Genomic DNA, 13,132 nt, shown 5'->3' on the forward strand with positions numbered 1-13,132 from the left:
ATCAACAACGACTTCAACGTTTCGACCAACGGCTTCAACTGGAACGACGGCGGGCATCTTCGTGTTTCCGGTAATCTCGAAGGCATGCCGGTCGCCACGCGCTTTTCCTCCTCGTACGACGTACTCGACGGCAACAATAAAACGCTGACGCTCGACGGCGGCACTTGGACCAACAGCTCCTCCGCCATCGCTATCGGCTTCTACGGCGACAACAACGCCATGGTCATCACGAACGGTGGCTACGTGAAGAGCGGATCGAGCAAGATCGGCGGCAGCGGGAGCGCCCAAGGTAATTCGGTCGTGGTGGGCGGTACCGGATCGTGCTGGGATGCCGAGCGGATCTACGTCGGCAACGAAGCCGCGGGCAACAGCCTCTCCATCGTCGATGGAGGGCAGGTCGCCTCCGAGCAAGGGGTCGTCGGCATGTATAGCGGGCGCGGCGGAAACGATGCGTTGATCGACGGAACGGGTTCGGTCTGGAACGTCGAGACCAGCCTGATCGTGGGATACAGCGGTTCCGACAACACGATGGTCATCGCCAACGGCGGCCGCGTGAACAGCGATAGAGGCTATGTCAATTCCTCCTCCGGCATCAGCAACCTCGTGCTCGTTACGGGAACGGGATCGGTGTGGAGCAACACCTCCGCGCTTTATGTCGGCAGCGGCGGAGCCGAAAACCGCTTGGTTGTCGAGAGCGGTGGACGGGTTGATAGCGACGACGCGTACATTAACGGCGGCATGTGGTCCGGCGACAACAACGGCGTTATTGTCCGCGGCACCCAGTCGCTTTGGAAAAATCTCGGCGACCTCGTTATTGGTTCGGACTCGGAAGGGAACTATCTGCAGGTCGAAAACGGCGGAACCGTTGAAAATGGCGATGCCGTCATCGGCCAGTACGGCGATGCCGACGGCAACTATGCCGTCGTTTCCGGTTCTAACGCCGTCTGGCGGAATTCCGGTACGCTCACCCTCGGCCACTATGGCTCCGACAACCTGCTGCTGGTCACCAACGGCGGTGCGGTTTCCGCCGTCTCCGCCACCCTCGGCAACGGTAAATACTCCTCCGGCAACACCGCGCTCATCACCGGAACCAACTCTAGCCTCAGCGTGCGGGACGAGCTCATCGTCGGTAGCGAAAGCGATGCCAACACCCTGCGCATCGAAAACGGAGCAACCGTCGAAAGCGGGCGTGCCTACATCGGTTCGGCCGCCGGTTCCGACAACAATGTCGCCGTGGTCGATGATGCCGTTTGGCAAAACAACGGCGACCTGACCATCGGGCCGCTCGGCAACGGCAACCTGCTGGTGGTCACCAACGGCGGCTTCGTCTTTAATGAATCGACCTATGTCGGAACCAACTCCGATGACAACCATGTGCTGATAACCGGAGCGGATTCCAGCCTGAGCAACAGCGCCAACATCACCGTCGGCTATTCCTCATCCGCCAACTCCACCGAAATTCTCGACGGGGGCAAGCTGTACAGTCAGCGCGGCTACATCGGCATGAACGCAAGTGCCACGGGGAACACCGTTCGCGTCTCCGGGGCCGGATCCGAATGGAACGCCGATCTCGACCTCAACGTCGGCGTTCTCGGCTCCGGCAACCGTCTCGAAATCCTCGACGGCGGTTTGCTGACCAGCGGGTCGGGCTCGATTGGCGATGCCGTCGGCGGGGGAAGCAATAACGTCGCGGTCGTATCCGGCCAAGGCTCCCGCTGGGCAATCCGCGACGGACTGGAAATCGACGGTGCCGGCAACGCGCTTTTCGTGGATGGTTGGGGAGCTGCGATCGTGGGCGATCTTTCCACCAATGATTTGCCAGACATCGCAATGGCGGGCGGTTTCGTTGTCAGCGGGGAAGGCGATTCCGGTGAGGTTGTCATCAGCAACGGCGCACGCGTGGATAACACCTATGGCTTCATTGGAATGGCGACGAATCACAGTGGGCGGGTTCTTGTTACCGGCGAAAATTCGATGTGGAGCAACCGTCTGGAATTGGCAATCGGCGAATTGGGTTCCGGAAATTCTTTGACGGTTTCCGATGGCGGAACCGTTTATAGCAAAGCCGGATTTATTGGACTCGGCGGCACGCTGCCCAATCTTACGGACCTGTCGGGTGGTAGCAACTCCGTGACGGTGACCGGCGCAGGATCGGAGTGGAATATCGAAGACGAGCTGTATGTCGGGCTCTGGAATGCGAGAAACGCGTTGGTCATAACGAATGCGGGGCGCGTCAATGCTGAGTATTCATATGTTGGTGGTTCGCACGATTCCTCCAACAATACCGCGGTCGTATATGGTGTGGGCTCTGTCTGGAGCAATCAAACGGAGTTTGGTGTCGGTGCATACAGTTCATCGAATTCCCTGAAAATCCTGAACGGCGGCAACGTGTTTGGGAGTTTCGGAGTGGTTGGTTTGAGCGAGACTGCTTCGCACAATTCCGTACTGGTCTCCGGCGCCGATTCGGCATGGATCACAACGGGGGAGTTAAATGTCGGGTATGCCGGATTGTTTAACAGCTTGACGGTTGAAGACGGTGCTTCGGTGCAGAGTGCCACCGGAAGGATCGGTTACTTTGAGGACGCAGCGAACAATGCCGTCGCGGTTTTCGGCGCGGGTTCGGTTTGGAACAATGCCGGGGATCTTTATGTTGGAGCCGAGGGTTGCAGCAACACGCTCACCATTGCCGACGGAGGCCGCGTGACCAATGCCTATGGCTATGTCGGCTACCACGATGCCGATGGCAACCGCGCATCTGTGAGCGGAGCAGATTCCGTTTGGCAGAACGAACAGCTTAATGTCGGCTTCGGGGGTTCAAGCAACAGTTTGGCCGTCAACGATGGCGGTCGGGTTGAAAGCGGACGTTCCGCCATTGGATATGGCGTCGCTTCGGTTGGAAACAGCGCGTTGGTCTCCGGATCCGGATCCGTATGGGACAGCGGCGAACGGCTGGACGTCGGCTACTACGGTTCCAACAACAGCTTGACCATCGCCGACGGCGGTGCGCTCTTGACCGCGCAAGCGGGGATCGGCATCGCCTCCAACGCATCGCACAACGCTGTTTTGGTTTCCGGCGTGGATTCGGTTTGGCGGAACGGCGGCAATCTTAATATTGGCGATTGCGGTGCATTGAACCGTTTGATTGTTGAAGAGGGCGGTGCGGTTGAAAGCGGCATGGGAGTCGTTGGCTTTGAGTCGTCTTCCGTAAACAACCTTGTCTCCGTTTCCGGAGCGGGATCCGAATGGAGCTCCGACGGGGAGCTCCACATCGGCTACGGCGGAACAGGAAACGCCCTGTATATCTACGACGGCGGCTTGGTTTCCGCTTCGAACGGCTATGTCGGCACGATGTCGGACAACAACATTGCGTCGATCCAGCACAACGGATCGGTGTGGAGCAACAGCGCCAACCTGTATGTCGGCCATCAAGGATCCACGAACGTGCTGTCGGTGCTCGACGGCGGGCTGGTCGAAAGTAAAAATGCATTCATCGGCTACGGATCGATGGCGTCGGGCAACTCGGTGACGGTGTCGGGCAACCTGTCGAAGTGGAACAACTCCGGTGAGCTGTACGTGGGCTACGGCGGATCGGACAATAAACTGACGGTCGAAAACGGCGGCATCATGGCGAGCGGCACAGGAACCATCGGTGCGCTTGCGGGTGCAAACGGCAACTGGGTCTCCGTCGCGGGCGACGGCTCCGAATGGGCTGTTTTTGGCAACCTCTATATGGGCGGATCGATGCTGTCCGGCAACTGGACCGACGGCGGCGTCGGCAACGCGCTCTCCGTTAGCGACGGCGGTCTGGTGACGATCGACTACGACCTGCACAACCGGAACGATTCGAGTGCGAGCATCGATCCCGGCAGCCGTATCGAGGTTGGCGGCAACTACTATCAGGACGCCACCTCGGCGCTGCGCCTCGGTGTGGAAACCAACGCCGCAGGCGCACCGGTCAACGCGCTGGTGAGCGTAGGCGGCACGGCCGAGTTCGAAGCGGGTGCGACGATCGAGTATGCCAGCAACGTCGGTGCGCTGAAGTTCGATGTCTTCTACACCAACAAGATCGTCGAGGCCGATGCGCTGATCGTCGCGGGCGAGGAAGATCCCGATGCGCTCGACCTCGAAGTGTTGGATGCCTCCGGCACGTTGGTCGATGTGGTCTTCTGGGAAGACGACTCGGATCTCTACGGTTTGGTTGGCCGTGTTCATCTGGACGAAAGCGCAGGCTTCTCCTCCGGAACCATGATGGATGCCGTGGCGTGCGAGATCGACGAGCTGTCGTTGCTGGGAAGCAGTCCTGCCACCCATATGATCGAACTGCTCAACGGCATGAGTTCTGAAGAGCAGAAAGAACAGTTGGAGCAGCAATACATGCGGGGCATCCCGACCTATCAACACGCCCGCGGCATGATCGAGGGTATGAACGAGGTGAAAAACCGCATTACGCAGAGCAGCCAATGGCGCACTGCTGCCCCCCAAGGGGCGGGCGGGCCCTATGCCGCCGGGCGGGGCGTCCAGGCGTGGGCCAAACCTTATGGGGCGTGGGCCGACGCTTCTGCGGCCGATGGGTTTTCGGGCTACGACCACAGCATCTACGGCACCGTCGTCGGGCTCGATCTGCCGGTCGAGAATGCGCTGCTGGGCGTGGCGGGCGGCTATGTTCGCTCAAACCTCGATCAGGCCGATGGCGATAGCAGCCAAGCGCGCGGGGGATACGGCATGCTCTACCTCGGCAGGGGTACGGTTGATTGGTTCGGCGATTTTAATATGGCATTCGGGCGCAGCAAGGTTGAATTGGAGTCGGGCTCCGCTTTCGGGAATACGGCGGAATTCGATGCCAGTACCTTCTCCGTCTATTTCGGTGGCGGCAAGGCGATGGCGATCAATCGCCGTTTAACCGTGACGCCGACAGCCTCGATGCTCTGGAACTACTATTACCAGCCCAGCTATATCGAGGAGTCGCCGGATAGCCTGGCCCGGGAAGTCGACATGTTCGAGCGCAATAGTCTGCTTGCTTCGCTCGGGGCAAGCTTGGCCTGGCAGCAGGAGTTCGAGTCGGCCACCCTCAAGCCCGAGTTGCGCCTGAGTTGGCTGCACGAATTCAATTCGGAAGCCGAGGAGGTCGGCTACACGATCGTTGATGGCCGCGGTGGCCGGTTTCATTACGAGATGCCTGGCGCGGTTTCCGATGTCGCGCAGATCGGCGCTGGAATCGGCTGCCGTTTCGATGATCAGCTCGAACTTGCATTCGATATCGATGGGCGCGTCGGCAAGGACTATACCGCCTATGCCATCAGCGGTCGCATCGTTTTCGAATTCTAGGTCGTCTGCTCCGCTGCGGAGCAATTCTATCCGTGCCCCTACTCTCGGCGGCCTTGTTTGCTTGATCCACTGGGTGAAACCGGCAGTCTGCGGGCATGAAGAAGAACTTCCACTACCTTTTTGGTCCCGTGCCCTCGCGGCGGCTCGGGCGTTCGCTGGGCGTGGACCTGATCCCGTTCAAGACCTGCACCATGAACTGCACCTATTGCCAGCTCGGCGAAACCACCTGCGAGGTGAACGAGCGCGGCGACTATGTCCCGATGCAGGATGTGCTCGCCGAACTCGATGCGTGGAACAAGCGCGATGGGCAGGCCGACCACATTACGCTGGCGGGTTCGGGCGAGCCGACGCTGCACCGCCACTTCGGCGACGTCTTCCGTTGGGTGAAGGAGAACACCGGAATCCCTTCGGTGCTGCTGACCAACGGGACCCTGTTGCATTCCGCCGAAGTGCGCGAAGATGCCGCGCTGGCCGACAAGGTGAAGGTGACGCTCAGCGCGTGGGATGAAGCCAGCTTCCAGCAGATCCACCGCCCGGCGCAGGGCGTGACGTTCGAATTGCTGGTGAAGGGCGAACGCGCCTTCCGCTCGACCTATCTCGGGGAGCTGTCGGTCGAGGTGTTCATCATCGAAGGCGTCAATTCCCAGGTGGCCAGCGTGAAAAAAATCGCCGAGGTGGTGCGGTCGCTCAACCCGGACCGCATCGATATCAACACGGCGGTGCGCCCGCCTGCGGATCCATCCGTCAAGGCCGCGTCGCAGGGGCATCTGCAGGCGCTGGCCGAGCTGTTCGGGCCCACCGCGTCCGTGACGGCCTCGTTCAAGAAGCAGGGATTCGAAGCGCTCGAAATCAGCGAGGAAGCGCTGCTCGGCCTCATCAAGCGCCACCCGGCAACCTGCGCCCAGCTGGCCGCGGATTTCAATTATCCCGGCGACAAGATGTTCAAGACCCTCAAGGCCATGGTTGCCGCAGGGCTGCTGCGGGAGGATAAAAGCGGCGGCGAAACCTATTTTTTCCACCGCGCATAACGATCCCCGCTTGCTGAAATGAAACATCCGCCAATCATCATGCTTTCGGGAATGGGGGCGGATGCGCGGGTTTTCGAAAAGCAGCTGCACGAGATTCCTCGGTTAAGCGTTCCGGAATGGATCGCTCCGCTGTCGGGAGAATCGCTGGCGCAGTATGCCGGTCGGTTTGCCGCGAAGATCGATCCCGGAGAATCCTGCTTTATCGGCGGGGCTTCGTTCGGCGGTTTCGTGGCTCTTGAAATGGCGCGGCATTTGGAGGTTCGCGGGTGCATTCTCGTGGGCAGCGTGCGTTCGCCGAATGAGTTGCCGGCAAACCTCAAGGCTTTGCGAAGGGTGGAAGGCGCCTCGAAGGCGCTTCCGTTTGAGTTGTTGGCTTTGGGCTGCAAGGTTGCGCTTTCTTCCTGCGGAACGCATGCAGAAACCCATTTGACCGGTTTGCTGAAACAGATGTCCGACTCCGATGCGGCTTTTTTGCGTTGGGCTTGCGGGGCGGTGTTGGCGTGGCGGGATGCGCCCAACATCGGCAACACGCCCATTTATCAGATTCACGGAGGGAAGGATTTTGTTTTACCGGCAAGAAACACACAACCGGATGTTGTGATTCCCGATGCCGGGCACGCCTTGTCCATGTCGCATCCGGATGCCGTAACGGATTTCATTCGGCAACGGACCGGATCAACCCCTGAGCGGAGGAGCGGCAATGAATGAGATGCGGCAGGAGTTCAAGGCACCGTGGGGGCGGTTGCTGGCGGGGATCAGCTCGGCGGCGGTATTCGTGCTGCTTTTCGTTGCGTGGAAAGGCCATGCCGAGGGGGAGCTGGTGTGGCTGTTGCCGCTCGGGGCCTTTTTGGCTGTCCCTTTCATCGTCCGCGGCTACGCGGTTGAAAACGGGCGGTTGCTGATCCGGCGCGTGGGATGGGTGAAGACGTTTCCGCTCGACGAGCTGGAGTCGGTGGAGATCGATCCGCAGGCCATGCACGGCTCGATCCGGTTGTTCGGCAACGGCGGCCTCTTTTCGTTTACCGGGCTCTATCGCAACAAGCGGCTCGGCAACTACCGCTCCTTCGTCAACGACTGGAAGCGTTCCGTGGTCGTTCGTTTTGCCAACCGAACCATCGTGGTCTCGCCCGATGATCCCGTCGCGTTCAAGCAGGCCTTGGACGCGCGAACGAATCAATAATCGATCCGGTCGGGCTTGTTTTTCCAGCGGTTGAATACGGCTTGCGCCCCGGCTTGCAGGTGCTGCTCGGCGATAAGCTTGCGGGCACCCCGATCCTTCGACAGCTCTTCATAGAGCAGGGCGTCGTCGAATCCGGCGTCGGCGGCATCGTTGCGCGATCCCGCGAAATAGAGGGCGTCGAGCCGCGCCCAATAGATGGCCGCGAGGCACATCGGGCAGGGCTCGCAGCTGGCGTAGATTTCGCACCCGGCCAACGAAAAGGTTTCGAGTCGGGCGCAGGCGTCGCGGATCGCCATCACTTCCGCATGGGCGGTCGGGTCGTTGGATGTCGCGACGCGGTTCCAGCCGCGCCCCACGATCGCGCCGTCTTTCGCAACCACCGCGCCGAACGGGCCGCCGTCGCCGGCTTCCATGTGCGCTTTGGCAAGCCGGATCGCCTCGCGCAGAAATGGTTCTTGGTAGGGCATGGCAACTGAAATTTATTCGGCCTTTTGCTCGGCGGTTTCCTTTTTCGGGGCGGCGGCCTTGAGGATTCTCACGACGTCGTAGTGCCCGGCCTTGGCCGCGAACGATTCGGCGGTGTCGCCATCGACATCCTGCAGCGTGGCATCGGCCTTGTTCGCCAGCAAGAGTTTGACGTTTTCGGCCTGGCCTTCGGCGGCGGCCCACATCAGGGCGGAAAAGTGTTCGTTGTTGTCGACCATGTTGATCTTGGCGCCGGCGTCGAGCAGCACCTGCACGCTGGCGGCGCCGTTCGGGGCGCTGGCGGCAAACATCAGCGGCGAGGTGCCGATGTTGTCCTGCGCGTTCACGTCGGCCTTGGCATCGATCAGCTTTTTGATGACGTCGGTCTGGCCGTTGAAGGCGGCATACATGAGCACCGTGCGGTTTTCGGGGTCGCGCGCGTTGACCGCGTAGCCCTGTGCCAGCGCTTTTTCAACGACGTCGATCTTGCCATAGAGCGCGGCTTCGACAACTTCCTGCTGGGTGATGGCCGCCACCTGGTTGGTGGTTTCGGCGTTTACGTTCAGCAAGGCGGAGGCCATTGCCACGGCGGCGAAGATTCGGATCATGGACATGTCGGTTCCTTTTGTAAGAATGAAACCGACATCCGACCACAGTTCCCGGCGCAAGGCAAGAGCGCGCTAGGCCCGGTTCCGTTTTAACCCCGCGCGATTTGGCGCAGGAAATACGGTTGCGGGACGGCGGGCCGGGGCGGTACCATCGCCCATGGCCGATGATCATGGGGTTGGGCGATGAGACGGAAGCGTTGGATTGCAGGAGGGCTGGTGTCGTGTGCGTTGCTTTTGGCGGCGGAGGAGCGCAAGAGCAACATCGCGATTTCCGATGCGTGGCGGGCCGTGGCCGAGGTGGCGGCTTTCCAGCAGTTCCCGGCCGATTTCCGGCTGACCCGCCTCGGCAGCGTCGAGGCGGGCGGGACCTACTACCCGATTTTCAGCAGCTGGCTAAAGGAAACCGGCCTGTGGCGTACGCTGGTGTTTTCCAATGGCGGGGCCTATCTGGGCTACTATGAAACCCGCAACGAGCCCGTGGAACTCGAAAAGTCGGGCATCGTCTTCCCCGGCCCGAGCTACGGCGTCGAAAGCGGCGACAGCGAGGAGGGGGTGTTCGACAGCGGCGACGCGTATGTCATCGCCTTTTCCGAGCAGGGCCCGCCGGACAAGGTGGTGTTGGGGGAAGAGAAGAAGACCTTCGTGTTCGTTTCGTCGCCCAAGCGGGTGCGGCCCGACGCTCCGGGCTACCGGTTCGCGACGGTTGCCGAACGGATGGTCGATGCGATCAACCGCGGGCGCTATGCGAGCATTCGCGACGACTTTGGCCCCGCCGCCTTGGCCCGGCTTTCGGAAGAGCGCACCCAGACGGTTTTCGCCAACCTGCGCCAGCGGGTGGGAAAGGTGGAGCGGCTCGATGCGCCGTGGGTGCAGGACCCGCATACCGCCGTCTTTCCCGTTTCGTTCGAGCGCGGCGTGCTCGGGCTGAAGTTGGCTTTGGATGACGGCGGCAAGATTGCCGGGTTGTGGATTCTTCCCTACGCGACGGCGTTTCCGGACCTCGGCGACCACCGGACGCAACTGACGCTGCCCTACGGCGGGCGCTGGTGCGTGTTGTGGGGCGGCGATTCCCGGGACTCCAGCAAGTATTACGGCAACCGCGCGCGGCACCATGCCCGCGAGTTCGTGATCGCCGACCGCTACGGCAGGACCTATGTCGAAGAGGGCGCGGAGAACAAAAACTTTTTTGCCTACGGGCGGCCCGTCGTTGCGCCGGCCGAGGGGAAGGTCGTGGCGGTTGTCGATGGCGTGGAAGACAACCGTCCCGGCTCGCCCAATGCCTTTGCCGGGCTGGGCAACATGGTGGTGATCCAGCACGCCACCAACGAGGTTTCGGTGATTGGCCACCTGATGAACGAAAGCATTGTCGTCAAGACCGGGCAGGTGGTTGCGGTGCGGCAACCCATTGCCCGGTGCGGCAACTCGGGCGACTCGACCCAGCCGAGCATCTACTACCACCTGCAGGACTCCCCGTTGCCGGATACGGGCTCCGGCTATCGCCCGCGCTTCGGCAACGTGCTGGTGTGGGAGCAAGGGCGCGGCCGGGTGATTGCAATGCATACGCCCGCGCGCGGCGAATATGTCGAGCCGCATGCGGTTGGGCTAGAGGAATGATTTCCCGCGCGGCAACGGGCCGAGCCCGAAGCGCGCGGCGAGCGTCTGGGCAATGTCGTAGAAGCCTTGGCGGATACCGAGGTCTTCGCCTTCCCGGCCCGGTTGGTACGACAGCAGCGGCACAAACTCGCGCGTGTGGTCGGAGCCTTTGAAGGTTGGGTCGTTGCCGTGGTCGGCGGTCAGCATCAGCACATCTTCATCCCCGAGCTGCGGCAGGAACGAAGCCAGCCAGGCATCGGTTTGTTCCAGAGCCTTTGCATAGCCCGCCGGATCGCGGCGGTGGCCGTAGAGCATGTCGAAGTCGATGAAGTTCGCGAAAATGAAGCCGTCGCCCGCCTTTTTCATGAACTGCTCGACCACCTTTTGCGATTCCGCCGTGTTGCCGGAGTGGATGCTTTCCGTAATGCCGCGGTGGGCGACGATGTCCTCGATCTTGCCGACGGCATAGACCGGGATCCCGGCATCGAACAGCCGTTCGGTGATGAGCGGCTCCTCCGGCGTGAAGGCATAGTCGCGCCGATCCTCGGTGCGCTTGAACGCACCCGGTTCGCCAATGAACGGCCGGGCAATGACGCGGCCGACCTTCAGCGGGTCGCACAACCGCCGCGCGATCTCGCAGCCGCGGTAGAGTTCGTCGAGCGGAATGACGTCGTTGTGCGCCGCGAGCTGCATCACCGAGTCGGCGCTGGTGTAGGCAATCCACGCGCCCGTGCGCAGGTGCTCCTCGCCCAGCTCGTCGATGATGGCAATGCCGCTCGCCGCCTTGTTGCCGATGACCGGCCGGCCGGTCTCGTTCGCGAACGCTTCGAGCAGGTCCGGAGGAAACGAAGGGAATTCCATCGGAAAGTTATGAAAGCCCGGATTGATCTCCAGCCCGCAGATTTCCCAATGGCCGGTAATGGTGTCCTTGCCGACGGAGGCTTCCTGCATCATTCCAAACGAGGCCAGCGGTTTTTCGGCGGCGGGAATTCCGCGGATTGGGAAATCGGGGCGAATATTGCCAAGGCCGAGTTTTTGGAGCGTGGGCAACGCCAGCCCGCCGACGGCCTCGCCGATATGCTGCAGCGTCGCGCCGCCGGCATCGCCGTAGTCCGCCGCATCCGGCGCCTCGCCGATCCCCACCGAATCCAGAACAATCAATACCACTTTCATAACTGCGGAGGGTATCCGGTCGGCCAGGCGAATGAAAGCGGAATGATATGGAACCGAAATGCTCTAATTTGGTTTGCATTCCCGCTCAAGGGCATAAGAATAGGCGGCCATTCAACCGGAGGTTTAGTTATGGCATTCACGTTGCAAATCGGGGAGCAGGCGCCTGCGTTCAGCCTGCCGGCGACGGATGGGAATACGTATTCGCTGGGGGATTTCGACGAAAAGCTTCTGGTGGTTTTCTTTACCTGCAACCACTGCCCGTATGTGATCGGGTCGGACGAGAACACGCGGCGGCTTGCCGAACGGTTCGCGGAAAAAGGCGTGCGGTTCGTGGCGATCAATTCCAACAGCAAGAACACCTATATCGAGGATGACTTCGACCACATGGTGGCCCGCATGAAGCAATACGCGTTCCCCTGGGTCTATCTCTACGACGAATCGCAGGCGGTGGCCGAGGCCTACGGCGCGTTGCGCACCCCGCACTTCTATGTTTTCGATGAGTCCCGCAGGCTGGCCTATGTCGGGCGGGCCATCGACAATCCGCGCGACTGGACGCAGTCGACCACGCACGAGCTGGCCGATGCGCTGGAAGCGCTTGTGGCCGGGAAGCCCGTCTCCGTGCCCGTCACGAATCCCGTGGGATGCAACGTGAAATGGGAGGGCCGGGACCGCAAATGGATGCCCGCCGATGCCTGCGACTTGGTTTGAGGCGGGCCGTCGTTCGGTTCATATACTGCTATATTTGTGTGTATGATGTGTTGAAATTGATAAAAGCAGACCTATACTGCTTACATTTCTGGGGAAAGCTATAATAACCTTATAACGGAGGAAGTAATGCAGAAGAAAAGAATTGCGATGATGTTGGTTTCCGGGTTTGCCATTGGAATGTTGACTGGTTGCGGGGTTCCCGAAGAAGAGCATCTGGCGGCACTGGCTAGCCAGGAAGCGGCTTTCAAGGCCGAAGAAGGCAAGCTCAAGGAAGAGATCGAGCGCCAGAAGGATCTCGTGACGAACGAAAAGGCGAAGGTTCGCACGGCCCGTATTGAGATGGACGACGCGACCGAGCGCATCAAAGGCCTCCAGCAGAAGAGCGCCGAAACCGCCAAGGCACTGACCGCAGAGAAGAGCACGGTTGCGGATCTCGAATCCCAATTGAAAACTTCGAAGTCCATGGCCTCTTCCGCTCGCGAGCAAGCCAACGCCTGGGAAGAAAAGTACAACGCGCTGCAGGTTGAGTTTCAGGAAGTGAAACGCCGCTTCGAAATGTTTAAGAAGAACATGAGTGCGCTTGCCGGGGCGACAGAACCCCAGCCGGCCGCCGCCGTCGAGTCGGACATCGATTCGCTGGAAGGCCTTGGCCAGCCGGTCATGGAAGAGCCGAAGTCGGATGCTCAGAAGGCCCTCGGCTTGCTCGAGCAGATGGGCAACATGTAGATCGAAGCCATTCAATGGTTGGAAAGCCCGGAATTGCGCCGGGCTTTTTTTTGTGCCCTGCCCGGCTTCGTCGGGCGAATATTCCCGAGCAGAACGGACGGTTTTTCGATGGCGATTTCGATGGGGGTGAAAAAAAACAAATTTGAGGTTGCCGAGCTCCGCGATTCTGCTAGATTACGCGCTCGTTTTTACCGAAGACCCCTTCGTCTAGTGGCCTAGGACTCCAGGTTTTCATCCTGGCAACACGGGTTCGAGTCCCGTAGGGGTCGCCATTTTAAATGGTGCTTCGGAAAAACATCTAGCGACCCCTTCGTCTAGTGGCCTAG

The 13,132-nt window shown here is 60.6% G+C and carries 10 protein-coding genes and 1 tRNA gene; 8 read left to right on the plus strand and 3 right to left on the minus strand.

The features are described 5' to 3' along the window. The 4 genes from ABYO54_RS06515 to ABYO54_RS06530 form a co-directional block, all read left to right on the plus strand. On the plus strand, positions 1-5,325 hold a 5,325-nt coding region (locus ABYO54_RS06515), incomplete at its 5' end, for an autotransporter domain-containing protein (protein ID WP_372807437.1). Between the two features lie 95 nt (positions 5,326-5,420). After that, on the plus strand, positions 5,421-6,353 hold the full coding sequence (locus ABYO54_RS06520; RefSeq protein WP_372807438.1) for a radical SAM protein: 933 nt from the start codon (positions 5,421-5,423) through the stop codon (positions 6,351-6,353). Positions 6,354-6,404: 51 nt separating this feature from the next. Further along, a complete protein-coding gene (locus tag ABYO54_RS06525) occupies positions 6,405-7,061 on the plus strand; it encodes an alpha/beta fold hydrolase (RefSeq protein ID WP_372807446.1) in 657 nt (218 codons plus the stop codon). Next, positions 7,054-7,533 carry a PH domain-containing protein gene (locus tag ABYO54_RS06530; RefSeq protein WP_372807439.1) on the plus strand — a complete coding sequence of 160 codons (480 nt, stop codon included), beginning with the start codon at positions 7,054-7,056 and terminating at the stop codon, positions 7,531-7,533. The genes ABYO54_RS06525 and ABYO54_RS06530 overlap by 8 nt, the downstream gene beginning before the upstream one ends. On the opposite strand, the gene ABYO54_RS06535 is transcribed toward ABYO54_RS06530, so the two are convergent. Together ABYO54_RS06535 and ABYO54_RS06540 are read right to left on the minus strand one after the other, a co-directional pair. Continuing rightward, positions 7,527-8,000, minus strand: a complete 474-nt coding sequence (locus tag ABYO54_RS06535) for a nucleoside deaminase (RefSeq protein WP_372807440.1) — start codon at positions 7,998-8,000, stop codon at positions 7,527-7,529. The genes ABYO54_RS06530 and ABYO54_RS06535 overlap by 7 nt on opposite strands. A 12-nt stretch (positions 8,001-8,012) precedes the next feature. Continuing rightward, positions 8,013-8,612, minus strand: a complete 600-nt coding sequence (locus ABYO54_RS06540; protein WP_372807441.1) for an ankyrin repeat domain-containing protein — start codon at positions 8,610-8,612, stop codon at positions 8,013-8,015. A 177-nt stretch (positions 8,613-8,789) separates the two neighbouring features. On the opposite strand from ABYO54_RS06540, the gene ABYO54_RS06545 reads away from it, so the two are divergent. Beyond that, the gene (locus ABYO54_RS06545) at positions 8,790-10,220 is read left to right on the plus strand and encodes a peptidoglycan DD-metalloendopeptidase family protein (RefSeq protein WP_372807442.1); all 1,431 of its coding nucleotides are present in this window, start codon (positions 8,790-8,792) and stop codon (positions 10,218-10,220) included. Here ABYO54_RS06545 and ABYO54_RS06550 read toward each other — a convergent pair. Beyond that, positions 10,209-11,372, minus strand: coding sequence for a phosphopentomutase (locus ABYO54_RS06550; protein WP_372807443.1), 1,164 nt, complete (start codon positions 11,370-11,372; stop codon positions 10,209-10,211). The two genes, ABYO54_RS06545 and ABYO54_RS06550, sit on opposite strands and share 12 nt — an antisense overlap. A gap of 129 nt (positions 11,373-11,501) precedes the next feature. Between ABYO54_RS06550 and ABYO54_RS06555 the strand changes: the two genes are divergently transcribed. From ABYO54_RS06555 to ABYO54_RS06565, 3 genes are all read left to right on the plus strand, one after another. Continuing rightward, positions 11,502-12,080: a thioredoxin family protein gene (locus ABYO54_RS06555; protein WP_372807444.1), complete on the plus strand. Its 579-nt coding sequence runs from the start codon at positions 11,502-11,504 to the stop codon at positions 12,078-12,080. Between the two features lie 126 nt (positions 12,081-12,206). Beyond that, on the plus strand, positions 12,207-12,806 hold the full coding sequence (locus ABYO54_RS06560; protein WP_372807445.1) for a hypothetical protein: 600 nt from the start codon (positions 12,207-12,209) through the stop codon (positions 12,804-12,806). 196 nt (positions 12,807-13,002) lie between these two features. Next, positions 13,003-13,078 (plus strand) — tRNA-Glu (locus tag ABYO54_RS06565). Positions 13,079-13,132 lie beyond the last annotated feature (54 nt).

Origin of the sequence: Pontiella sp., assembly GCF_041622395.1 — a bacterium.
Classification (GTDB): Bacteria; Verrucomicrobiota; Kiritimatiellia; order Kiritimatiellales; family Pontiellaceae; genus Pontiella.